Consider the following 21,988-nt stretch of genomic DNA (forward strand, 5'->3'; position numbering starts at 1 on the left):
GAATGGCGCGCAGGGAAGCGGATGTGGTCATTGTCGGATCTGGCGTGGCCGGTGCACTGGTGGCCAACGAGTTGGCCGCGGCGGGCCGCGACGTGCTGGTACTGGAGGCAGGGCCGCGTCTGCCCCGCTGGCAGACCGTGGAGCGCTATCGCAATCAGGCGGATAAAACCGATTTTATGGCGTGCTACCCCTCCGCCCCGTGGGCGCCACATCCGCAATACGGTGCCCACCGCAATGACTACCTGATTTCGAAGGGCAGCCACCCGTTCAACTCCCAGTATATTCGCGCGGTGGGCGGCACCACCTGGCACTGGGCCGCGTCCTGCTGGCGATTTCTGCCCAGTGATTTCAAGCTGAAAAGTCTCTACGGCGTCGGTCGCGACTGGCCAATTGACTATGACGACCTCGAGCCGTGGTATCAGCGCGCGGAACTGGAGTTGGGGGTCTGGGGCCCGGCGGATGAGGATCTCGGCTCGCCCCGTCAGCGCCCCTACCCCATGGCGCCGCTGCCGCTGTCGTACAACGAGGCCACCGTCAAACAGCGTATGAACGACCACAACCCCGGCTGGAACGTGGTTACCGAGCCGGTGGCGCGCAACAGCCGCCCCTATGATGACCGTCCCACCTGCTGTGGCAACAATAACTGTATGCCGATCTGTCCCATCGGCGCCATGTACAACGGTATCGTGCATGTGGAAAAGGCCGAGGCCAACGGCGCCGAGGTGATCGACAACGCGGTGGTCAATCGCATCATCGCCGAGGGCGATCGCATAGTGGCAGTGGAATATCGCACGCCCAAGGGCGAGGCGCATCGCGTGGACGGACAAACATTCGTGCTCGCTGCCAATGGCATCGAAACGCCGAAGCTGATGTTGCTTTCGCCGAGCTTTGCCCACGACCGCGGTATTGGCAACAGCTCGGATATGGTGGGCCGCAACCTGATGGATCACCCGGGTACCGGGGTGCACTTTTATGCCGACGAGGATCTGTGGCCGGGCCGGGGTCCGCAGGAGATGACCTCGGTGATCGGCTTTCGCGATGGCGGTTTCCGCAGCGAATACGCGGGTAAGAAGCTGCATCTTTCGAATATTTCTGCAGTGGATCGCGCGGCCCACGCAGTGCTCGCGCAAGAAAGCAGTGGCGATATTCCCGCTCTCAACCTGCAGATTCGCGAGCGCGCCGCGCGCTACGTAGAGTTCAACAGCTTCCACGAAATCCTGCCTCTGCCGGAAAACCGCATCCAGCCCAGTAAAACGGAAAAGGATGCCGCAGGTATCCCGCGACCGGAAATCACTTATCACATCGATGATTACGTGGTGAAAAGTGCCGCTCACACCCGGCAGACCTACGCCGAGATTGCCAGGCTGATGGGCGGCACCGAGGTCACCTTCGCGGACAACTTTGCCCCCAATAATCACATCACCGGCTCCACGATTATGGGCGCGCGGGCAGAGGATTCGGTGGTGGACAAAGACTGCCGAAGCTTTGACCACGCCAACCTGTTTATTGCCGGAAGCTCGGTGATGCCTACGGTGGGCACCGTCAATGTCACCCTGACCATTGCCGCGCTCGCGTTGCGGCTGGCGGATCAATTGATCCGGGAGGGTTGAATGGGTCCTGTAAAACGCGGGTTACTGGTCGCTGTTCTGGTTGTCTGCGGTGTCGCCGCGGCTCAGGAGGTCTGGGAGCATGCTGGCGCTGAGGCAGTCAACAAAGAGCTGAACAAACCGGGTTTGATCGACAGGGGGCGCTATCTTGCCATCGCCGGCGACTGTCAGGCGTGTCATACCCAGCCGGGCGGAACACCCTTTGCCGGTGGCCGCGCGATGGAAATCCCCCTGCTCGGCACCCTCTATACCAGCAATATCACCCCGGATTTACATCAGGGCATCGGTGGCTGGAGCCTGGAGGAATTCGATCGTGCCCTGCGCGAGGGCATCGGGCGCGATGGAGAGCACCTCTACCCTGCAATGCCATATGCATCCTATGCCAGAATCACCGATGACGATGTTCGCGCGCTGTATGCGTATTTTCTGTTTGGTGTGAAACCGGTGCATCAGGCACCACCGGAAAATGAAATCCGCTGGTTTCTGAAACCGCGCTGGCCGTTGATGATATGGAATGGTCTTTTCTTGCACCAGAAACCTTTTGAGCCAGACCCGGAACAGAGTGCCGCCTGGAATCGCGGTGCCTATCTGGTACAGGGCCTTGCCCACTGCGGTGAGTGCCACACCCCCCGCGGCGTTGCCTTCCAGGAAAAAGCCTACGATGAAACCGATGGTGGATACCTCGCCGGCGGTCCGATACTGGACGGCTGGGAGGCCTACAACATCACCCCGGATCCGGTGAGTGGTATCGGCCAGTGGACTGCGGATGAGTTGCGTCGATATCTCAAAACCGGCCATGTAAACGGCCTCGCCCAGGCCGGCGGCCCAATGGCGGAGGTGATTGAAAACAGCCTGTCGAAAATGACCGATGCGGATATTGATGCCATGGTCACCTACATTCGCAGCGTTCCACCGGTTGGCGGAAAAGCCAAAACCCCGCGTCATGGTCTGGGCGTGCCCGCGGACGGGGTCATTACCCTGCGTGGCAATCAATTCCATGAAGACATAGGAGCTGGTGGCGAAGATAAGGCCGATGGCGCTCGCCTGTATCTCGGGCTCTGCGCCAGCTGCCACGGCGTGGACGGTATGGGAAGTCGTGATGGCTACTATCCGTCGCTGGTCCACAACTCCACCATCGGTGCATTGAACGACAACAATCTACGTCGCGCCATTTATGACGGTATCCGCCGCACCGTGGATGGCCATGAGAAAATGATGCCGGGGTTTGGCGGTCAGATCAGTACCGTGGAAATGAAAGCCCTGGTCAAATATATCCGCGAACAGTTCGGGGCAGATCCGGCTCAATAGCGCTACCCACCCCCTTTTTACACTTTTCCTTCCTTATCTCCCCAGTGATGATCCAGATGCATATCCGGATCCCTCCGGTCTTCCTGCAGTGTCTGCAGCAATTGCTCACGATAGACCTTGGTCTGCGCCACGTGTTGGGACTCGTCGCGCCAGTAGGGGAACAGAGATTCCAGCATGCGCTGGTCGTGCTGTTTGAATTTGCGCGCGAAGCGCTGTGCCTGGTGGTAGGAAAGTCCCAGCAGTTGCAGGGCGCCGGCGCCGATTTCCAGCGCGCTGTCCACGGTTTCCCGGTAGATATGTTTTACCCCGGCTTCCATCAGCGCGTATTGGTGCATACGGTTGCGCGCGCGGGCGAGGATGGTGATATGGGGAAAGTGCTTGCGGATGCGGCTGACGATTTCCAGCGAGGCGGCCTGATCACTGAGGGTCAGGATCACAACCTGTGCGTTTTTCGCGCCGGCAGCGTGCAGCAGGTCTTCCCGCGAGGCATCGCCGTAATACGCCTTGATACCGTAGCGGCGCACCAGCTCCAGTTGTTCGGCATTGTGTTCCAGCAGGGTGGTGTCAAAGCCACTGGCATTGAGCAGGCGACCGGCGATCTGGCCGTAGCGGCCGTAACCGATGATGATCACCGGCGAACCGTCATCCTGAGGGGCCTTGTCGCTCATGTCCGGCTTTTGCGGGCCGGTAAAGAAGCGTGGCTGAATCAGCTGCTCGTAGGCCAGCAACAGCAGTGGGGTGGATGCCATTGACAGGGCAATCAGGGCGATCAGCAGGCTGCTTACGTCACCCGGTAAAACCTGATTCTGGCTGGCGTACGCGAGCAATACAAAGCCGAACTCGCCAGCCTGGGCCAGAGAAACGGCAAACAGCCAGTCTTCCCCCCTGGCCACGCTCTGCACGCGCGCCAGTGTGAACAGCACCGCAAACTTTACCGCGACCAACAGTAACAGCAGCCCCAGCAATAACAGCGGGTTCTGCATCACCAGATCTAGGTTGAGGTTGGCGCCTACGGCGAGGAAAAACAGCCCGAGCAACAGTCCCTTGAACGGCTCGATATCCGCTTCCAGCTCGTGGCGGAATTCACTGTCCGCCAGCACCACACCGGCGATAAAAGTGCCCAGCGCTGGCGACAGTTCCAGCCACGTCATGACTGCCGCGGCGCTCAGTACAATCAGCAGTGAACAGGCGGTAAACAGCTCGCGGGTGCGGGCGCCCACCACCAGCCGTAATAGCGGCGTCAGCAGATAGCGTCCGGCCAGCACCAGCGCGGTGATGGATATCAGCACCGCCGCGGCATAGGCCCAGCCCTGAAGCTTATCCGGATCGCCGGGACCCGTGTCTACTGTGGCCAACAGCGGCAGCAAGGCGAGGATCGGGATCACCGCGATATCCTGAAATAGCAACACACTGAACGCGTTGCGTCCGCCCTCGGTTTTCAGCAGCTTCTTCTCGGACAGTGACTGCAGCACGATGGCGGTGGAAGACAGCGACAGGATCAACCCCACTGCGGTAGCGCTGCGCCAGTCGAAACCGAACAGCACCATTGCCAGGCCACAGATGGCCGCGGTGGTGAGTGCTACCTGGGCACCGCCGGTGCCGAAAATGGAGCCGCGCAGTGACCACAACTTGCGCGGCTGCAATTCGAGCCCGATCAGGAACAGCATCAGCGCCACACCGAATTCTGCAAAGTGCAGCTCGTCGCTGGTATCCCCGACCAGGCCAAACACGTGCGGCCCGATCAATACCCCTGCCACCAGATAGCCGAGCACCGAACCAAAGCCGAGGCGTTTGGCCAGGGGCACGGATACCACCGCGGCGGCGAGAAAAATAACGGCTTGAATCAGATAATTGTCGTGGGGCATGGAAAGTTGTTTGTAGTGTTGTTATCGGAAATGCCGGGCCGCCCCGATGCCCGCAATCACACTGCGTCTGGTCAGTCTGGTGCGGCTTCTTCAGGTATATCTTCCGGCGCGGTGGCAGCGCGGCTGCGGCGGATCAGCGGTGCGATGGTGGAGCCCTGCACCACGATGGAGAAGACTACCACGCCATAGGTCATTACCACCCACAGATGTCGCAAATAGTGATCCTCATTCACCATGTAACCGGCGGGGATCGACATCGCCAGCGCCAGTGCCAGGCCACCGCGCAGGCCGCCCCAGATCAGAATCCGCTCGGTATACGGGTGGTACCGGCGACGGCGCTTCAGAAGCATAAACGGAATGCCTACCGCTGCGATCCGGCCCAGCAGCACGATGACGATTGCTGCCACCAGCAACAGATAGTCGATGGGCTTGAAATCGATGGTGATCAGGAACAGCCCTACCAGCAGGAACAGCAGGCCGTTCAGAAACTCCTCGGTGATGGCCCAGAAGTTGTCCAGCTCGTGCTGGCTCACCCGGGAAAAGCCCTTCTCGCGGGTAAAATTGCCAATGATGATACCGGCCACCACCATCGCCAGCGCACCGGAAACCTCCAACAGGTTGGCCGCGGCAAAGCCCGCGGTGGGGATCACTAGGGTCAGCAAAAGCTCGAGGCTGTGATCATTGGTGGAACAGATCAACCAGTGGAACAGACCACCAATGGCCAGCCCGAGGACAATGCCTCCCAGCGCTTCCTGAATGAACAGGTGTGAGATCGCCGGCAGCGTGGGGTCGGTGCCCTCAAATGCCAGCGCGTAAATCACTGCAAATACCACCAGGCCGAAGCCATCGTTGAACAGTGACTCGCCCTCTACCTGGATGGCAATCTGTTCCGGCGCCTTCATGCTCTTGATGATGGCGAGTACGGCGATGGGGTCGGTGGGAGAAATCAAAGCGCCGAATAGCAGGCAGTACACCAGGTCCACCGGCATGCTAATGAGGATGCACAACCCGTACAGCAGATAGCCCACTACAAAGGTGGAGATCAGGGTGCCGAAAATTGCCAGCAGCGTGATTTCCAGTTTCTGGTTGCGCAGCATCAAAAGGTCGATATGCAGGCTGCCGGCAAACAGCAGGAAGCCGAGCATGCCTTTCAGCAAAAGGTCTTCCAGGTTCATCAATGGCATCAGTTGTGCCACCCAGTCGCGCAACTCCACCACTTCGAGCTTGCCCAACCCGGTGACAATCAGGGAGAGCGCCAGGGCGCCGGCAGTAATGGCTATGGTGGTCTGGGTGCGCAGGACGTACTGATTGAGAAAACCGAGGAAAACCGAGATGGCGGCCAGTAAACAAAAGGTGTAATAGACTTCCATGCCTCGGCGGGACCTCAGTTTGGGATCAGCCTGTGGATACAGGTGGGGCAGGCACAGCCTGCCCCTGACGGCGACTACGGGTGGACAAGGCCACGGATTTAATCCGTGAGCGTGCCGTTATTGTAGTCGCGCACCGCCTGTTCGATCTGATCGCGGGTATTCATGACGAAGGGACCGTAATGCACCACGGGCTCGTTCAGGGGCAGGCCGTGCAGTAACAGCAGCCCAGCGCCCTGCTCTGGTGCAGTGTCGGATGCGCGCAATTGTAGCGACTCACCTTTTTCATACAACACCACATTGCCACCTTTTATCGCACCGTACTCGGTATCCAGCGCACCGGCGTAGATATAGGCCAGCACGGTATGTTCCACCGGCAACGCCAGATCCACTTTCGCACCCGGTGCGATACGGATATCCGCGACACTGGCCCGAGACGCGGCATCCAGCAGCGGCGCACTGACGGGCTCGCCGCCGATCTGCCATTCGCCCGCGATCAGGCGCGCGCGGGACCCGGCGTCATCCAGCGCCAGCTCGCGCACTTCTTCCGGCTGGATATCCCGCCACTGGGGTTTGTTCATCTTGTCCTTGGCGGCCATATTGATCCACAGCTGGAAGCCGTGCATGCCGCCCTCTCCCTGTGAAGGCATTTCCGAGTGAATGATGCCGCGCCCGGCGCGCATCCACTGGGCTCCGCCCTGGCGGATTGCCCCGCGATTGCCCAGGTGGTCCTTGTGTTCAAACTCGCCTGATAACATCAGCGTCAGGGTCTCGATACCCCGGTGTGGATGGGGCGGGAAGCCGGCAATATAGTCGTCCGGATTTTCCGAGCGGATCTCATCGATCATCAGGAACGGGCTGAAGTCCGGGGACTGAAAGCCCGCGACCCGATGGATCTTCACACCGGCGCCATCCGCCGATGGGTGACCTGCCACCACGCGCTTGACTGAACGTACGCCGACGTCGGAACTGCGATTGGATGTGAATTTTTGCATGGTTATGCTCCTCCGTTTACGGCAGTATAGGCCGATAAAATCGCCAGAAAATGGCAAATAATCGCAACTAATATTCGAACAGCTCGACAGATTCCCGAATCTGATCGCTCCAACTTCCACAACGAAACAACAGAAAGACCAAGGACAGTCTATGGCAAAGGTAACCCTGGAGCAGTGGCGCATGTTTCAGGCCGTGGTGGAGCACGGTGGTTTTTCCCAGGCTGCGGAAGCGGTGCACAAGAGCCAGTCTTCCATCAATCACGCGGTGCACAAATTACAGGAAAGCCTCGGCATTGCGCTGTTGGAAGTGCGTGGGCGTAAGGCGGAGCTGACCGACGCCGGGCGCGTACTGCTCAATCGCGCTGGCGGACTGCTGGATGAGGCGGAAGCGCTGGAATCGGTGGCGGAAAGTCTCGCCGCCGGCACCGAGGCGCGGCTGCGACTGGCGGTGGATGTACTGTTCGATTACGAGGCGCTGTTCAATGCGGTGGAGCGTTTCGCCGCCGAGTATCCCCACACCCGCCTGGAGATCCGCGAAACCGTGCTCTCCGGTGCCGAGGAATTGTTACTGCAACAGGACGTGGACTTCATCCTGTCGGCGCGGGTGCCCCAGGGGTTTGTGGGCGAGCCGGTGTCGCGGGTGAAGTTCGTGCCGGTGGCACATCCGGATCACCCGCTGCACCATCTCGGGCGCCCGGTAAACCGCGAGGATCTGAAGGCGAGCCGACAGATCGTCATGCGGGATTCGGCGCTCAAGAATCGTCAGGATGCCGGCTGGCTCGGATCTGACCAGCGGATTACGGTGACCAATGTGCACACCTCCATCGAGCTGATCGAGCGCGGCCTCGGGTTTGCCTGGCTGCCGGAGACGCGAATTCGCGACTCACTGTCTTCCGATCGCCTGTTGCCCCTGCGCACCGAGGAGCACTGGGAGCGGGAGGTGTCGGTATATCTTATCTACGCGGATCGGGATCGCGCCGGACCCGCGGCCTGCCTTTTGTTGCGGGCACTGCGGGAAGGCCTTCCGCCGATGGAATGAGCACAAGCCCGTTAGCGGTCAGATTCAGAAATTGAAGGAATACCCATGACCCGGAAACCCGACCAGATCAATTGGGGCATTATCGGCTGCGGCAACGTCACCGAAGTCAAAAGTGGCCCTGCGTTCAACAAGGTGGACGGCTCATCCCTGATTGCCGTGATGCGGCGCAATCGCGAAAAGCTGCTGGATTACGCCACCCGCCACTCGGTGCCGAAAACCTACGAAAGCGCCGAGGCGCTGATCCACGATCCGGATGTGGATGCGATCTATGTGGCGACCCCGCCCGGCAGCCACAGGGAGTATGCGCTGAAAGTGGCGGCGGCGAACAAACACTGTTGTCTGGAAAAGCCCATGGCGCTCAATTTTGCCGAGTGCCAGGACATCATCGCAGCCTTCGAAAAGACGGATGCACAACTGTTTGTGGCCTACTATCGCCGTTCGCTCCCCAGGTTCAACAAGGTAAAAGCGTGGCTGGATGCGGGCAAAATCGGGACCGTTCGACACATAAACTGGCATTTCTCCCGCCCGCCTTCCCGGGCAGACCTGTCATCGGCATACGACTGGCGAACGGACCCACAAGTCGCCGGCGGCGGACACTTTGTGGATCTGGCCTGCCACGGTCTCGATCTGTTCATGTACCTGCTGGGAGATATTACCGAGGCCCGCGGTATCGCGCGCAATCAGCAGAACCTGTACGACGCCGAGGATGCGGTATCTGCCTGCTGGGCATTCGGCTCCGGCGCCATGGGATCGGGCTTCTGGAATTTCGGTGCCCGGGAAAGTGTCGACGAGGTGGTCATTCACGGCAGCGAGGGCGCCATCCGTTTTTCGGTGTTTGATCAGCAGCCGCTGATACTGGATGCGACGGCCGGCTCAGAAATGGTGGAAATCGACCACCCGGAAAATATCCAGTACTTCCATATCGAGAATATGATCCAGCACCTCAAAGGTGGCCGCCGGCATCCGTCCCTGGGCACCGACGCCTGCAGGGTCTCATGGGTCATGGATCGGATTCTCGCGGGATCTCTGTAGTCCCCTACAGTTCCCGTGGCGGTGTCGCACCCGGCATCGCCACCTTCGCCCCGCCTTTCTCCGCCCTTTTCCGCAGGAGGGATAAGCGCAGCGCATCCTCCGGTTACCACGGTTAGCCTCCCAAAAAACCAACGGAAATTTCGGTGGGTTTTACCGAATAACTGCGATTTTAGTTTTGAGAAATCGAATTAAACTAATTAGCCGATCCCCAACATACACTTGCAGCTCTGATCTCTACAGAGGACGCAATCATGAACAACGGTGTGATGTGTGATTTCACCAAATTGATCGGACGTATTCTGATTTCGGTGATGTTTATTGTGTCTGGGTACAACAAGATAGGCGGTTATGCCGGTACCCAGGAATACATGGCCGCGATGGGCGTGCCGGGTTTCCTGCTACCGCTGGTGATCCTGCTGGAACTGGGGGGTGGCCTGGCGATTCTGTTCGGGTTTTTCACCCGCTGGGTTGCGCTGGCGTTTGCCCTCTTCTGTCTCGCGAGCGCGTGGCTGTTTCACAATGTGCCCGATGATCAGACGCAACAGATCATGTTTATGAAGAACATCACCATTGCCGGTGGCTTTCTGATCCTGGCCTGTGCGGGCGCTGGACGCTTCAGCTTTGATCACGCCCGCCACCGCCTGAAACACAAAAACTGATGAGCGATTTTGAGGAAATAGTATGGGCCTGTTAGTAAAAGGAAAGTGGCAGGATCGTTGGTACGACACCGACAAAAGCGGCGGTGAGTTCGAACGCGAGACGGCACAGCTGCGCAACTGGATTACCGCCGACGGCAGTGCCGGCCCCACTGGTGAGGGCGGATTTGCCGCCGAGGCGGGGCGCTATCACCTGTATGTGTCCCTCGCCTGCCCCTGGGCCCACCGTACCCTGATCTTTCGCAAGCTGAAGAGACTCGAAGACTTCATTTCTGTATCGGTAGTAAGCCCTTATATGCTGGAAAATGGCTGGAGCTTCAACCAAGACGAAGGTAGTAGTGGTGACGATCTTTACGGCAGTGATTTCCTGCACCAGATCTACACCCGCAACCGCAAGGACTACAGCGGCCGGGTGACGGTACCGGTACTGTGGGACAAACAGCGCGAATGTATCGTCAGCAACGAGTCCGCGGAAATCATCCGCATGCTCAATACTGCCTTTGATGGGCTCACCGGTGACGATCAGGATTTTTATCCACAGGATCTGCGCGGAGATATCGACGCCACCAATGCACTGGTGTATGAGAACGTCAACAACGGCGTTTACCGTGCGGGTTTTGCCACCAGTAAGGATGCTTACGAGTCCGCCTACCACCGTCTGTTCGAGGTTCTGGCACAGCTGGAGGTGCGGTTGTCAGACAACCGTTATGTCACCGGCGAGCGGATTACCGAGGCGGACTGGCGCCTGTTCACTACCCTGATCCGCTTTGACGCGGTGTATCACGGCCACTTCAAATGCAACAAACAGCGGCTGGCGGATTACCCGAATCTGTGGGGCTATGTGCGCGAGCTGTATCAGTGGCCGGGGGTGGCGGAGACGGTGGACTTCCACCATATCAAAACCCATTACTACGCCAGTCACAAAAACATCAATCCCACCGGCATCGTGCCGGTGGGGCCGGAGCTGGATTACGCCGCACCACACGGGCGCGGCAACTGAGCCGGGACGTGAATCGGAATCTCAATCAGGCGGGCAGCTCGGTGCCGTAGTCAAAGGCCGCGAACTCCTGCTGGTAGAGATCTCCTGTCAGCGCAATCAGGGCATCGTTGTGGTACTGGCGCAGTTGTCTGGAGGCGCCGGTCTTCGGTCAGCTACTCAATAAACTGGTCGAAGGTAATAGCGTTGCTCGGGCGCTGGGCAAAAATCAAGCACACAGGAGTTGTAAACCATGAAGCTTTTTTATACCCCCGGCGCCTGCTCGCTGTCACCGCATATTGTGGCCTGCGAAGCCGGTATCGATATCGCGCTATGCAAGGTCGATCTGAAAACCAAACAGACCGAATCCGGCGGCGACTACACCGAGGTCAATCCCAAGGGATCGGTGCCGGCACTGCAGCTGGAAGGCGGTGAGATCCTCACCGAGGGCCCGGCGATCATCCAGTTCCTGGCGGAGCAGAAGCCGGAGAAAAGCCTGGCGCCGGAGTACGGTACCCTGCCCCACTACCGCCTGCTGGAGTGGCTGAATTACATAACTGCCGAGGTGCATAAGTCGTTTGTGCCCCTTTTCTGGAACGGCGCCGAGGAAGAAAAAGAGCGCGCTAAAAAGATTCTCAACCAGCGCTTCCAGTTTATTGAAGATCACCTCAGCGGGGATTATCTGCTGGGGGACGATTTCAGCGTTGCCGACGCCTATCTGTTCACTGTGTACAACTGGTGCGACAGGGTTGGTGTGGATACCGGTGGTTGGCCAAAGCTCAAGGCGTTTGCCGAACGCATGGCCGCGCGGCCCGCTGTGAAAAAGGCGATGAAAGATGAGGGGTTGATCTGATCCGGGGCTGATCTGAAGAGAAACCCAGGGTTGGCCCTGCTATCGCCGCTCTTCGATTTCGATTGGGCTTCGCGCGCGCGCCACAAACAGGGCCATACAGAGTGCGGCGACGGAGCATGCCAGCATCCCCGCCGCCACGGGAATCAGGGTGCCGGTGTGGAAGCTGTTCACCAGTCCTCCCAATACCCCACCGGCAATAAACAGCGACGCGCCGTACAGCGCGTTGGCGGTACCGCTGATCCGCGGGAAAAACTCGAGATAGCAGGCGGCACTGTTGGGGGTGATGATACCGATACTGCCCATCGCCAGTACCAGCGGCACCATCCACGCCAGCAGCGACTGATCCTGGCCGAAGTACAGGGTGCTGACCAGCAGTAGTACGCAGGCACACATCTGCAGCGTCATTCCCACCAGCAGAATCTGCCGCGGCTCGAAGACTTTCAGCAGGCGGATATTCAGCTGCACCATCAACAGTAGTCCCAGCACGCAGCTACCAAACATCAGCGGGAAATTCGCCGACGACACGCCGAAATGCTCCATAAACACAAACGGCGCGGTGGTGATGTAGATAAACATACAGCCGCTCACCAATGCCTGCCCGAACAGGAAACCCAGTGCCCGTGGGCAGCGGAAGATCTGACCGTAACCGCTGAACATGGTGCGCCGTGCACTTTTCTGACGGCGCGCGCGGCGGAACCCGGATACAGTTTCCGGCAAGATGACGCGCACCAGAATCATCATCAACAGGGCGTATATCAGCAGGAAAATGAAAATCGCGTGCCAGTCGCCCAGGGTCAGCAGGGAGGAGCCGATCATCGGCGCCGCCATGGGCGCCACCAGCATCATGGTGGCGATCATCGACATGATCCGCGCCGCCTCGCGACCGTGATAGAGGTCGCGCACGATGGCACCGCAGATCACCGTAGCAAAGCCGCCCCCCACCGCCTGACAGAAGCGTAGCGCCACCAGCAGCTCCACGTTGTTGGCAAAGATGATCAGCGCGGTACTGACAATGAAAATCCCGAGGCCGATGGTCCCCACCAGTATCCGGCCCCAGCGGTCCGACAGCGGCCCGCCACACAACTGCCCCACGGCAAACCCCAGCAGGTAACTGGACACGGAGTGCTGAACCTGCGCCACCTCCACACCCAGGGCGATCGCCATCGCCGGGATGGCAGGCAGGTAGGTATCGATGGCAAACGGCGTCAGCGCTACCAGTGCAGCGAGACAGGGTGCGAGCCAGCGCGGTGGCTTGCCTTCGGCATTGAGCAGATTTGGCGACATAAAAACTCGGATACAGCGGGGAGGTGCGGACCCGGCCTGAACAAGGATAGACTTTGTGCAGGCTTTGGGTGCCGCGGCATGTTAACGGGCGCGAAGGGGCGATTCCATAACAACGGGGGATTTGTTCGCGCAGCAGACTACTGTGTAGGATCAAACAGCAATTCATCGCCGATATAGAGCGATTGCCAACGGGGCGGGCGCAGTTCGAGACTCTCATCTGACAGCTTGCGCTTCAGCACCTCGAACGTTTGATCGAAGCTGCGCCCGGAACTTGAGAGGCGCTGCCAGCGACCGCCTTCCCGATAAAACACGGTAGTGGTCAGTTGCCGGTTGCGGTACAGGGAAAACAGCAGCACTTCGTCTTCGCCGTCACCGTCCAGATCCCTGCGCAGCCATACGCAATCGTTATCGCGCAGGCATGTGCGGCCAATGTGTCGGACGTTAAAGTTCTCAGGCAGGGACGCGCCTGCGGGCAGTACCTCGATATTGCGCAGTTGCTTTGCTTCGCTGTCTTCGCGCAGGGGGTTCTGCCGGTGATCAAAGGCGTTCAGTCCGGGGTCCATCAGGGATTGTATATAGCGTGCGATTTCCGGGTTCTGCCGGATGATCGTTTCCTGCTCCAGTGAGCGCAGGGTGTCGAGACCGGGGCGGCCGAGCTTGTGGCGCAGAAAGTAGAAGTCGAACTCCGCCAGTTCGATCTTGCCTTCGAGTAGCCGTGACGCTTGATTGTCGGCGCTGATTTTCCAGAAGTTCAACAGCGGGGACTGGGTGATCAGGCAGATCGCCAGTATCCAGAAGGCCAGCCCGGTGTTGATACGTCGCAGCCATTCCGCCCACTGCCCGCCGCGGCGCAGAATCGAAATACTGTAGGTCAATGCCAGCAGCGCCAGGGTCAGTGCCACCACCATTCCCCACAGCCGCTCGGGGGTCCAACCGTATTGCTGCACACGCAGGAACAGTCCGTACAGCGCGAAGGCGGCATAAAACGGCGTGACAATCAGGGCCAGCAGCAGAACCCGGTTGATCCACAGCGGGTAGCGCTGGAACGGAAACTCATCCTGGATTACCCCATTGGTGAAGAAGAACAGCAGCGCCACCAGCCACAGCAGCAGTACACTGCCGCGCCCGGTATCCCAGATGGGCTGCAGGCCGGTAAATGGCAGGGTGGCGAGAAACACGATGGTGAGTACCGCCAGCAGCGGCAGCAGTGCCACCAGCATGGTGCGCAGCAACCGTTTCAATGTCAGTACAAAACTCTGCTGCGAGCGGAACAGGATCGCGCCGCTGCCCGCCACCAGCCAGGTCACCGGATAGAAAAACCAGTCCTCGCCAAAAAGCTGGTGAAAAAAATCGATGCCCACCAGCTTGAACAGAGCCTGCCACAGATACAGGATCATCCAGAAGATGGCGGTGAATACCAGCGTCAGCCCGGCGGTGAGCGCATTGTCCCAGGAATAGTGAAACAGCGACGGGTAATCCGGGCGGGTCAGACGTTCCCGGCCGACGGCGCTGGCGCGTAGCAGGAAAGCGACGATAAACGTGGCGATGCCGGCGGTAACGGCCAGTTCATGGGGCCAGCCACAGTTAAAGGTATCACTCGGGGTACATTGATAGCCGCGGTAGCCGGCCACCAGCGCCAGCAGCGCGGCAAATGCGGTGACAACCCACCAGGCATGGCGGGCCAGTCGGGGGGCGATGGTGAGGATCACCAGCGGTGGAATCGCGATTACCAGGGTGTAGCTTAAGTACAGCCACACCGGCGACCAGCTCTCTGCCGCCGGCAGAGCTTTCAGTAGATAGAGCGCGAGCCCCTGGATCAGGGCGGTAGCAAGGATGGCCTTTCGATTACCGCTGGACAACGGCGAAGGCTCTGCGGTTGAGACTGAATCTGTGTCGCTTCCCTGCATACACCCTGGTTCCGGTTAGTGTTAGTGCTTTTCTTCCCGCAGGTTGTACAGCCCCTGCTTGAGTTTCAGCAGGTGTTCCTGCAACTGCGGTCCCTTGCGTTGGGCGACGCCGATGGCGAGCACATCGATCACCACCAGATGGGCGATGCGGGACGACAGCGGGGTATACAGCTCTATATCTTCTTCCACGTCCACTTCCAGCGGGATGCTGGCCTTGCGGGTCACCGGCGAGCCACTGGGACCGAGTCCGATCACCGTGGCGCCCTGGGCCTTGGCCATATCGATGGAGCGCAGCAGCGACGAGGTGCGCCCGCTCTGGGAGATGGCCACCACCACATCACCGGGGTGCATGCTCATGGCGGACATGCTCTGCATGTGATGGTCGGAGTGGGCCGCGGCGGCCAGCTGCAGGCGGAAGAACTTGTGTTGGGCGTCAGTGGCGACGGCACCGGAGGCGCCGAAACCGAAAAATTCCACCCGGTTGGCGGCGGCGATGGCGCTGACCGCGGCTTCCAGCGCACGCGCGTCGATCTTGTCGCGCACGTTCAACAGGGTGTCGACCGTGGAGTCAAATACCTTGCGCTTGTACTCGGCGATGGTGTCGGTTTCGGTGACTGCAATCTGGCCGAAACTGGGGCTGGAGGCCAGCTGCTGGGCGAGGTTGAGTTTGAATTCCTGGAATCCGGAGCAGCCGACGGCGCGACAGAAACGCACCACCGTAGGCTCGCTCACCTGGGCCTCGGTGGCTAGGTCGACGATGCGCATATGGATGATTTCGTCGGGATTGGCGAGGATGAATTCGGCAACTTTGCGCTCCGATTTGCGCATGGAACTCAGTTGCTCGCTGATCTTCTGCGTGACTTCCGCTGGCTTCACGACACTACCTTCTATGGTTCAAGCTGTGCAGTTTAGCGGCACAGGCCTTCGCTGGCGAGTATTGATGCGACGATGTCAGACGCGAAGGAGCTGATGCCGGGTGAACCTTTGCGGGACCGTCTGCGGCCAGGACGGCCGCAGCCGAGCCCCCATGGATGGGTTTACGGCGTGTCCCGCAAAGGTTCACCCGGCAGCAGTTCCGCCACCGCAGTGGGATGGTTATCCTGTCGGATGGATTACCAGAAAGCATCCACCATTCCCTCCGGCTGACACCAAAAACCTGTTTATATGAACAGGTAACCCACGATTCCTCTGATACAATCCCCGCCCATGGACGTATCAGAACTCTTAGACCCCCTCAACGACGCCCAGCGCGAGGCCGTAGCCGCGCCCCCGGGCAACCAACTGGTTCTCGCCGGTGCCGGCTCGGGCAAGACCCGGGTGCTGGTGCACCGTATCGCCTGGCTGATGCAGGTGGAGGGGGCCTCCCCCTACTCCATTATGGCAGTGACCTTCACCAACAAGGCCGCGCGCGAGATGCGCGGCCGGATTGAAGAGCTGCTGGGGGTGAACACTTTCGGCATGTGGGTGGGCACCTTCCACGGCCTCGCCCACCGCCTGTTGCGCGCCCACTGGCAAGAGGCCAAGCTGCCGCAGAACTTCCAAATCCTCGATTCCGACGACCAGCTGCGCCTGATCAAAAGGGTGCAGAACGAGATCGGGCTGGACGAGAAGAAGTGGCCGCCGCGGGAGACCCAGTGGTGGATTGGCGCGCAGAAAGACGAGGGCATCCGCCCGCAGTATATCCAGCTCACCGGCGACCCCTGGCTGCAGACCATGGTGGGTATTTACACTGCCTACGAGGCCGCCTGTCAGCGCGCGGGGGTGGTGGATTTCGGCGAGTTGCTGCTGCGCGCGCATGAGCTGTTGCGTGATAACGACGGCATCCTCGCCCACTATCGCCGCCGCTTCCCGTTCATCCTTGTGGACGAATTCCAGGACACCAACACTATTCAATACGCCTGGCTGCGCCTGCTGGCGGGGGATGAGTGCCGGATCACTGCGGTAGGCGATGACGACCAGTCGATTTACGGCTGGCGCGGGGCCAAGATCGAGAATATCCAGCACTTCGAGGCGGACCTGCGAGACGTGCAGACCGTGCGTCTGGAGCAGAATTACCGCTCCACCAGCACCATCCTCAATGCCGCCAACGCGGTGATCGCCCACAACACCGGGCGTCTTGGTAAAGAGTTGTGGACCGAGGGTGACAAGGGTGAGCCGATCTCGCTGTATTCCGCCTACAACGAACAGGATGAGGCGCGGTTTATCGTGCAGCGGATCCAGGATTGGGTGCGCGAAGGCAACCGCCGCGACAGCGTCGCGATCCTGTACCGCTCCAATGCGCAGTCGCGGGTGCTGGAAGAGGGGCTGTTGCGGGAACAGGTACCCTACCGTATCTATGGTGGTCAGCGCTTCTACGAGCGCCTGGAGATCAAGAATGCGCTGTCCTATATGCGCCTGATCACCAATCGTCACGACGACACCTCCTTCGAGCGCGTGGTCAATACCCCCACCCGCGGTATCGGCGCGCGCACCGTGGACCTGGTGCGGGAATTCGCCCGCGAGCACGGCAGTTCCATGTGGGACGCCGCCGCCAGGATGCTGCAGCAGAAAGTGCTCGCCGCCCGCGCCGGCAATGCGTTGGCCAACTTCCTCAACCTGATCGACACCCTGGACGAAGAGAGCACCGACAAGACCCTCGAGCATATCGCCGAGCTGGTGGTGGAGCAGTCCGGCCTGATCGAATTCCACGGCAAGGAAAAAGGCGAGAAAGGCCAGACCCGGGTGGAGAACCTGCAGGAACTGGTGAGCGCCTGCCGCTCCTTCGACGGCGTACCCACCGCAGATGCCGATGGCGAAGCGGTGGACGAGGAAGAGATCCCGCTGATCAACCAGTTCCTCGACAGCGCCGCGCTGGATGCCGGCGAAGGTCAGGCAGACGAGTTTGAGGATGCGGTGCAGTTGATGACCCTGCACTCCGCCAAAGGCCTCGAGTTCCCACTGGTGTTCATGGCCGGAGTGGAGGAAAACCTGTTCCCGCACAAAATGTCGGCGCAGGAACCGGGCCGCATGGAAGAGGAACGTCGCCTCTGTTACGTGGGTATTACCCGCGCAATGCAGAAACTGTATATCACCTATGCGGAAAGCCGCCGCCTGTTCGGCAGCGAGACCTTCAACAAGCCGTCGCGCTTTGTAAGTGAAATCCCGGTGGAATACGTGCACGAAGTGCGCCTGAAGAGCGAAATTTCCAAGCCGCTGTTCCAGCCCAACTATGGAAAGCTGGGAGGAGGCATCAACCCCTACTCCGACGCAGCGCCCGAATTCGATGATGACCTGCCACCGCTGGCCCTGGGCGGCCGTGTGGAGCACGCCAAGTTCGGCGAAGGCACCGTCACCCAGTTCGAAGGCAACGGCCCGCGCGCGCGGGTACAGGTCAACTTTGACGATGTGGGCAGCAAGTGGCTGGTAGTATCCATGGCCAAGTTGCAGCCCCTATAACACAACGACCAAAACGTCATCCCGGCAAACGCCGGGATCCAGTAAACCACCGGGGCGGGCGCAATCATAAATCCACGCCCTCCACTGGGTCCCGGATCAAGTCCGGGATGATGGAATAAACAAAGAATAAAAATCAAAAAAGACATGAAAAAAATAAACTGGTATCCCCCCGTCATTCTCGGCCTGCTCGCACTGCTGGTATTAACCTTCGGCGCGCTGGTGGTTTCCCGCTCCGATCAGGAGCACACCGTCACTTCTATCGAGAATGCGGGCCAGAAAACCTTCGAATGGAAGCTGGTCACCACCTGGCCAAAAAACTTCCCCGGCCTCGGCAGCGCGCCGGAACGCTTTGCAAAGAAAGTGAATGTCATGTCCAACGGCCGCCTGAAGATCAAGGTCTTCGGCGCCGGTGAACTGGTACCGGCGATGGGCGTATTCGGGGCGGTTTCCAGTGGTGCCGCCCAGGTGGGCCACGGCGCGGCCTATTACTGGAAGGGCAAGGTGCCGGCGGCACAGTTTTTTACCGCGGTGCCGTTTGGCCTGAACGCGCAGGAAATGAATGGCTGGCTGCACTATGGCGGTGGCCTGGAACTGTGGGAAGAACTCTACGCACCGTTTGACCTGATCCCCATGGCCGGCGGCTCCACCGGGGTGCAGATGGCGGGCTGGTTCAACAAGGAAATCAATTCCGTCCAAGACCTGCAGGGGCTCAAAATGCGTATCCCCGGTCTCGGCGGCGAGGTCCTGAACCGCGCCGGCGGTACCGCAGTCACCATTCCCGGTGGCGAACTCTATACCGCCCTGCAGACCGGTGTGATCGATGCCACCGAATGGGTGGGCCCCTACAACGATCTCGCCTTCGGCTTCCACCAGATCGCCAAATTCTATTATTACCCGGGTTGGCACGAACCGGGTTCGATTCTTGAAATCCTCATCAACAAGACCGCCTTCGAAAAACTCCCCGAAGACCTCCAGGCCATTGTGCGCACCGCTGCCCGAGACGCCAACCAGGATATGCTCGACGAATACACCGCGCGCAATAACCGCGCATTGAAAGAGTTGGTGGACGAGCACGGCGTAGAGCTGCGGCGCCTGCCGGACGACGTGATTGCGCACCTGAAGAAAATCAACGCGCAGATCATGGCCGAGACTGCCGCGGAAGACCCTCAGTTCAATCGAGTCTACAAAGCCTTCAAGGAATTTGAATCACAGGTGATCCCCTATCACCAGATCAGTGAAGAGGCGTATTACCAGACCCGGGAGCGGGATGTGCAGTGATGAGGGGCTGGCCATCCAGGTGTAGAGACAACAAGACTCCATATGCCTGGATGCCGCTATGGTTCTCGATAGATTGATATATCTCGCTTACGGTTCGGAGTTTTCCGCCGGTATCGGAATAAATCTTACCAACACCAGCTTGTAAACCAGCGCACCGCCAATCAGCGTAAACAGCATATAACGTCCGGCCAGCCCGGAAGTGGCAACGCTGACATTCATCAGCATCGGCAGTATGCCGATACACGCAAGCGTCAACACCACGGCACCGATACGGATCAATCCCTGATAAAGCTTGCTGCGGGTTCTGCGGGCAATGGCGAGGCCCGCGTAAAAAACGATGGTACAAGTGGCCGCGATTATGGCTGCGTTCAAGATCATCGACTTCTCCCTGTCATAAAAATTGCTGTGCGTTGATGTGTATTCTTCCGCCGAACGTGGACTGCCGTCAAATTGGTACGGATTTACCAGTCACCTGGTGTTTCTGGGGCTATCGCGGTCCATATGCCGCCAGAAAACAGCGCATATTAAAATTGACTCTGACACCGTTTTATATTTTTGACTTTAGCGGTGAGAGATTTATATTCGACTGGATTGTGGCGCGTTCTGGTTGCGCTGCATCATCATTTTCAGGGTATTCATTACAATGCTGCGCAGATTGCTATTGTGCATTTTTCTGGCAACTTTCCCGGGTTATTTGTTTGCTATGTCTATTTTGGATACAGGTAAGGTTTGTACATTTTCCGGTATTTCCGGCGTGATTTTATTTGAAGGCAAGCCGGTTTCCGGTGCTCGGGTTATCAGAACCACTGATTTCCAGAAAAAGAAGCAGGATGAGACGGTAACCGATAGTGAAGGGCGCTTTGAACTCCCCCCTATCTTTGAGCGGCACATTGTCAATTTACTGCCACAGGAGTTTGTGGTCGGGCAACTGATCAATGTTTCCTTTAATGACGAGGAATTCAAAATCTGGTCAGGAGTCAAGCGCAAGCGGGAAGAGAATGCAGAAGCCAGGGGTAAGCCCCTGGTGGTTGTCTGCGAACTCACGCAAGAAGATGAAGTCATCAACGTGGACAGGCAACCGTTCATCACCAAATGTAAATGGGATGTGGTTCCCGACGTCAAGGAAGATATTTTTTAATTATGAAACTGACACCAACACAAGCAGCCAGTCTTTCCAATCAGGTATATGCCCTGACGAAGTTCCCGATTCTGGAAGATGCGATTAAGCATCTGAACCATGAGTATGGCGGTCACCTGTGCTTCTACGAAGAAAACATGTTGAAGGGTAAAACCGGAGGGCCGGCGTTTATCAAGGTGAGAACCGCGTTCGGTTTTTTGCTGGTGGGGCAGAATAATCTGAAAGGTAATGCCTTTGTGCTGTTTCGCGGTACTCAGTACCTGGCAGACTGGTTGACCAACCTGAATCTGACCCTGTCACCTTCGGCGAATGGACAACCGGTACACGATGGCTTCAACAAGGCCTTCCACTCGATGCTGCCGCAGATCCGCCCCTTTGTCGACTCGTTGCCGGGGGGCACACATGTTCACTGCCTCGGTCACAGCCTGGGTGGTGCACTGGCGACGATCGCCGCCGAATGGATACAGAAAACGACCAATCATCAGCCAAAACTGTATTCATTTGGCAGCCCGCGAGTGGGCCTGATTGGCTTTTCCGAGCAGTGCACCAAGCTGCTCAACGATGAGAATATTTTCCGTGCTTATCACCGTACCGATATTGTCCCCTGTATTCCGATCTGGCCTTTTGTACACACACCGAGTACCGAGCGGGACTTCTTCCTGCCTTCGCCGGGGTTGATACCCTGGAAGACCTACCACGATATGGCTCTCTATCAGGATTCCGTAGACAAAAAGTGCTGGGAGGATATACAGGCAATGAGGCCGGCCGCGAAAACCGATAGCGGTATCGAGGCCTGGCTGAAGTCCAAGGCGATTGTCGGGCAGACCATGTCGGCGATCGAATGGCTGAATGACGCGATTATTTATGTAGTCAAAAAGTGCATGGAGTATGCGGGCCGGGTCATCAACTTTACCGCAACCACTTATTTCACCCTGATGGATCAGTTAGCCATGATTCTGCAGAAGGGGGTGGATATGTTGAGCACCGGCGTCAGCCTGGTGGTGTTGCTGGTGAAGAAAATCATGCAATTTCTGGGTATGGGAACCGCGCCGGATTCCGTCAATGTGAGCCAGGACTTTCTACGTAATCTGTTGATGAAGCTCTCGAGCAAGGTCAACGACATCAGCAAGCAGGCGCTGAGTGCAACCCTCGCGGACGGGCGTGGCATCTGATCGACACCCGCACCTTGGTATTGAAAAAACATTCAAAGACCGGGGGACAGGCTGATAAAAAAGGGGCCTTGCGGCC

18 protein-coding genes are annotated in these 21,988 nt (G+C 58.7%); 11 read left to right on the forward strand and 7 right to left on the reverse strand.

Going from position 1 to position 21,988, the window contains the following annotated elements:
- Positions 1-2: 2 nt before the first annotated feature.
- Entirely contained in the window at positions 3-1,610 is a 1,608-nt protein-coding gene (locus tag LPW13_RS16000) for a GMC family oxidoreductase (protein WP_230436953.1), read from the forward strand.
- Positions 1,611-2,915 carry a cytochrome c gene (locus LPW13_RS16005; protein WP_230436954.1) on the forward strand — a complete coding sequence of 435 codons (1,305 nt, stop codon included), beginning with the start codon at positions 1,611-1,613 and terminating at the stop codon, positions 2,913-2,915.
- Positions 2,916-2,932: 17 nt separating this feature from the next.
- On the opposite strand, the gene LPW13_RS16010 is transcribed toward LPW13_RS16005, so the two are convergent.
- The 3 genes from LPW13_RS16010 to LPW13_RS16020 form a co-directional block, all read right to left on the reverse strand.
- A complete protein-coding gene (locus LPW13_RS16010) occupies positions 2,933-4,780 on the reverse strand; it encodes a monovalent cation:proton antiporter-2 (CPA2) family protein (RefSeq protein WP_230436956.1) in 1,848 nt (615 codons plus the stop codon).
- Positions 4,781-4,851: 71 nt separating this feature from the next.
- Positions 4,852-6,150, reverse strand: a complete 1,299-nt coding sequence (locus LPW13_RS16015) for a cation:proton antiporter (protein ID WP_230436958.1) — start codon at positions 6,148-6,150, stop codon at positions 4,852-4,854.
- A 98-nt stretch (positions 6,151-6,248) separates the two neighbouring features.
- Positions 6,249-7,142, reverse strand: coding sequence for a pirin family protein (locus LPW13_RS16020; RefSeq protein ID WP_230436960.1), 894 nt, complete (start codon positions 7,140-7,142; stop codon positions 6,249-6,251).
- Between the two features lie 151 nt (positions 7,143-7,293).
- On the opposite strand from LPW13_RS16020, the gene LPW13_RS16025 reads away from it, so the two are divergent.
- From LPW13_RS16025 to gstA, 5 genes are all read left to right on the forward strand, one after another.
- Positions 7,294-8,181 (forward strand): LysR family transcriptional regulator, encoded by an 888-nt coding sequence (locus tag LPW13_RS16025; RefSeq protein ID WP_230436962.1) that lies wholly within the window; start codon positions 7,294-7,296, stop codon positions 8,179-8,181.
- A gap of 45 nt (positions 8,182-8,226) precedes the next feature.
- Positions 8,227-9,213: a Gfo/Idh/MocA family protein gene (locus tag LPW13_RS16030; RefSeq protein WP_230436964.1), complete on the forward strand. Its 987-nt coding sequence runs from the start codon at positions 8,227-8,229 to the stop codon at positions 9,211-9,213.
- Positions 9,214-9,464: 251 nt separating this feature from the next.
- The gene (locus LPW13_RS16035; protein ID WP_288131990.1) at positions 9,465-9,872 is read left to right on the forward strand and encodes a DoxX family protein; all 408 of its coding nucleotides are present in this window, start codon (positions 9,465-9,467) and stop codon (positions 9,870-9,872) included.
- A 22-nt stretch (positions 9,873-9,894) separates the two neighbouring features.
- Positions 9,895-10,869 carry a glutathione S-transferase family protein gene (locus LPW13_RS16040; RefSeq protein WP_230436966.1) on the forward strand — a complete coding sequence of 325 codons (975 nt, stop codon included), beginning with the start codon at positions 9,895-9,897 and terminating at the stop codon, positions 10,867-10,869.
- 229 nt (positions 10,870-11,098) lie between these two features.
- The gene (gstA, locus tag LPW13_RS16045) at positions 11,099-11,698 is read left to right on the forward strand and encodes a glutathione transferase GstA (RefSeq protein WP_230436968.1); all 600 of its coding nucleotides are present in this window, start codon (positions 11,099-11,101) and stop codon (positions 11,696-11,698) included.
- A gap of 39 nt (positions 11,699-11,737) precedes the next feature.
- On the opposite strand, the gene LPW13_RS16050 is transcribed toward gstA, so the two are convergent.
- The 3 genes from LPW13_RS16050 to hexR all read right to left on the reverse strand — a co-directional run bounded on the left by LPW13_RS16050 (position 11,738) and on the right by hexR (position 15,765).
- Complete coding sequence (locus LPW13_RS16050; RefSeq protein WP_230436970.1) at positions 11,738-12,982, reverse strand: multidrug effflux MFS transporter; 1,245 nt, start codon at positions 12,980-12,982, stop codon at positions 11,738-11,740.
- Between the two features lie 137 nt (positions 12,983-13,119).
- Positions 13,120-14,889, reverse strand: a complete 1,770-nt coding sequence (locus LPW13_RS16055) for a DUF4153 domain-containing protein (protein ID WP_230436971.1) — start codon at positions 14,887-14,889, stop codon at positions 13,120-13,122.
- 21 nt (positions 14,890-14,910) lie between these two features.
- Entirely contained in the window at positions 14,911-15,765 is an 855-nt protein-coding gene (gene hexR / locus LPW13_RS16060) for a transcriptional regulator HexR (protein WP_230436973.1), read from the reverse strand.
- Between the two features lie 330 nt (positions 15,766-16,095).
- Here hexR and uvrD point away from each other — a divergent pair, with 330 nt between their 5' ends.
- Positions 16,096-18,324: a DNA helicase II gene (gene uvrD, locus LPW13_RS16065; RefSeq protein ID WP_230436975.1), complete on the forward strand. Its 2,229-nt coding sequence runs from the start codon at positions 16,096-16,098 to the stop codon at positions 18,322-18,324.
- A 144-nt stretch (positions 18,325-18,468) separates the two neighbouring features.
- The gene (locus tag LPW13_RS16070) at positions 18,469-19,602 is read left to right on the forward strand and encodes a TRAP transporter substrate-binding protein (protein ID WP_230436977.1); all 1,134 of its coding nucleotides are present in this window, start codon (positions 18,469-18,471) and stop codon (positions 19,600-19,602) included.
- 87 nt (positions 19,603-19,689) lie between these two features.
- Here the strand turns inward: LPW13_RS16070 and LPW13_RS16075 are convergent, their stop codons facing one another.
- Positions 19,690-19,980 (reverse strand): hypothetical protein, encoded by a 291-nt coding sequence (locus LPW13_RS16075; protein WP_230436979.1) that lies wholly within the window; start codon positions 19,978-19,980, stop codon positions 19,690-19,692.
- A gap of 325 nt (positions 19,981-20,305) precedes the next feature.
- Here LPW13_RS16075 and LPW13_RS16080 point away from each other — a divergent pair, with 325 nt between their 5' ends.
- Both LPW13_RS16080 and LPW13_RS16085 read left to right on the forward strand, forming a co-directional pair.
- Positions 20,306-20,740 carry a DUF4198 domain-containing protein gene (locus LPW13_RS16080; protein ID WP_230436981.1) on the forward strand — a complete coding sequence of 145 codons (435 nt, stop codon included), beginning with the start codon at positions 20,306-20,308 and terminating at the stop codon, positions 20,738-20,740.
- 2 nt (positions 20,741-20,742) lie between these two features.
- Positions 20,743-21,912 (forward strand): lipase family protein, encoded by a 1,170-nt coding sequence (locus LPW13_RS16085; protein ID WP_230436982.1) that lies wholly within the window; start codon positions 20,743-20,745, stop codon positions 21,910-21,912.
- Positions 21,913-21,988 lie beyond the last annotated feature (76 nt).

The sequence above is a fragment of the Microbulbifer celer genome (assembly GCF_020991125.1).
Classification (GTDB): domain Bacteria; phylum Pseudomonadota; class Gammaproteobacteria; order Pseudomonadales; family Cellvibrionaceae; genus Microbulbifer; species Microbulbifer celer.

What these genes read in the sequence shown, in the direction of transcription:
- LPW13_RS16025 (WP_230436962.1), top strand. Translation starts at nt 7,294, where the DNA reads ATGGCAAAGGTAACCCTGGAGCAGTGGCGCATGTTTCAGGCCGTGGTG.
- LPW13_RS16055 (WP_230436971.1), bottom strand. Translation starts at nt 14,889, where the DNA reads ATGCAGGGAAGCGACACAGATTCAGTCTCAACCGCAGAGCCTTCGCCG.
- LPW13_RS16075 (WP_230436979.1), bottom strand. Translation starts at nt 19,980, where the DNA reads ATGATCTTGAACGCAGCCATAATCGCGGCCACTTGTACCATCGTTTTT.
- LPW13_RS16040 (WP_230436966.1), top strand. Translation starts at nt 9,895, where the DNA reads ATGGGCCTGTTAGTAAAAGGAAAGTGGCAGGATCGTTGGTACGACACC.
- LPW13_RS16070 (WP_230436977.1), top strand. Translation starts at nt 18,469, where the DNA reads ATGAAAAAAATAAACTGGTATCCCCCCGTCATTCTCGGCCTGCTCGCA.
- gstA (WP_230436968.1), top strand. Translation starts at nt 11,099, where the DNA reads ATGAAGCTTTTTTATACCCCCGGCGCCTGCTCGCTGTCACCGCATATT.
- LPW13_RS16050 (WP_230436970.1), bottom strand. Translation starts at nt 12,982, where the DNA reads ATGTCGCCAAATCTGCTCAATGCCGAAGGCAAGCCACCGCGCTGGCTC.
- LPW13_RS16000 (WP_230436953.1), top strand. Translation starts at nt 3, where the DNA reads ATGGCGCGCAGGGAAGCGGATGTGGTCATTGTCGGATCTGGCGTGGCC.
- LPW13_RS16020 (WP_230436960.1), bottom strand. Translation starts at nt 7,142, where the DNA reads ATGCAAAAATTCACATCCAATCGCAGTTCCGACGTCGGCGTACGTTCA.
- uvrD (WP_230436975.1), top strand. Translation starts at nt 16,096, where the DNA reads ATGGACGTATCAGAACTCTTAGACCCCCTCAACGACGCCCAGCGCGAG.
- LPW13_RS16005 (WP_230436954.1), top strand. Translation starts at nt 1,611, where the DNA reads ATGGGTCCTGTAAAACGCGGGTTACTGGTCGCTGTTCTGGTTGTCTGC.
- LPW13_RS16080 (WP_230436981.1), top strand. Translation starts at nt 20,306, where the DNA reads ATGTCTATTTTGGATACAGGTAAGGTTTGTACATTTTCCGGTATTTCC.
- LPW13_RS16035 (WP_288131990.1), top strand. Translation starts at nt 9,465, where the DNA reads ATGAACAACGGTGTGATGTGTGATTTCACCAAATTGATCGGACGTATT.
- LPW13_RS16030 (WP_230436964.1), top strand. Translation starts at nt 8,227, where the DNA reads ATGACCCGGAAACCCGACCAGATCAATTGGGGCATTATCGGCTGCGGC.
- LPW13_RS16085 (WP_230436982.1), top strand. Translation starts at nt 20,743, where the DNA reads ATGAAACTGACACCAACACAAGCAGCCAGTCTTTCCAATCAGGTATAT.
- LPW13_RS16015 (WP_230436958.1), bottom strand. Translation starts at nt 6,150, where the DNA reads ATGGAAGTCTATTACACCTTTTGTTTACTGGCCGCCATCTCGGTTTTC.
- LPW13_RS16010 (WP_230436956.1), bottom strand. Translation starts at nt 4,780, where the DNA reads ATGCCCCACGACAATTATCTGATTCAAGCCGTTATTTTTCTCGCCGCC.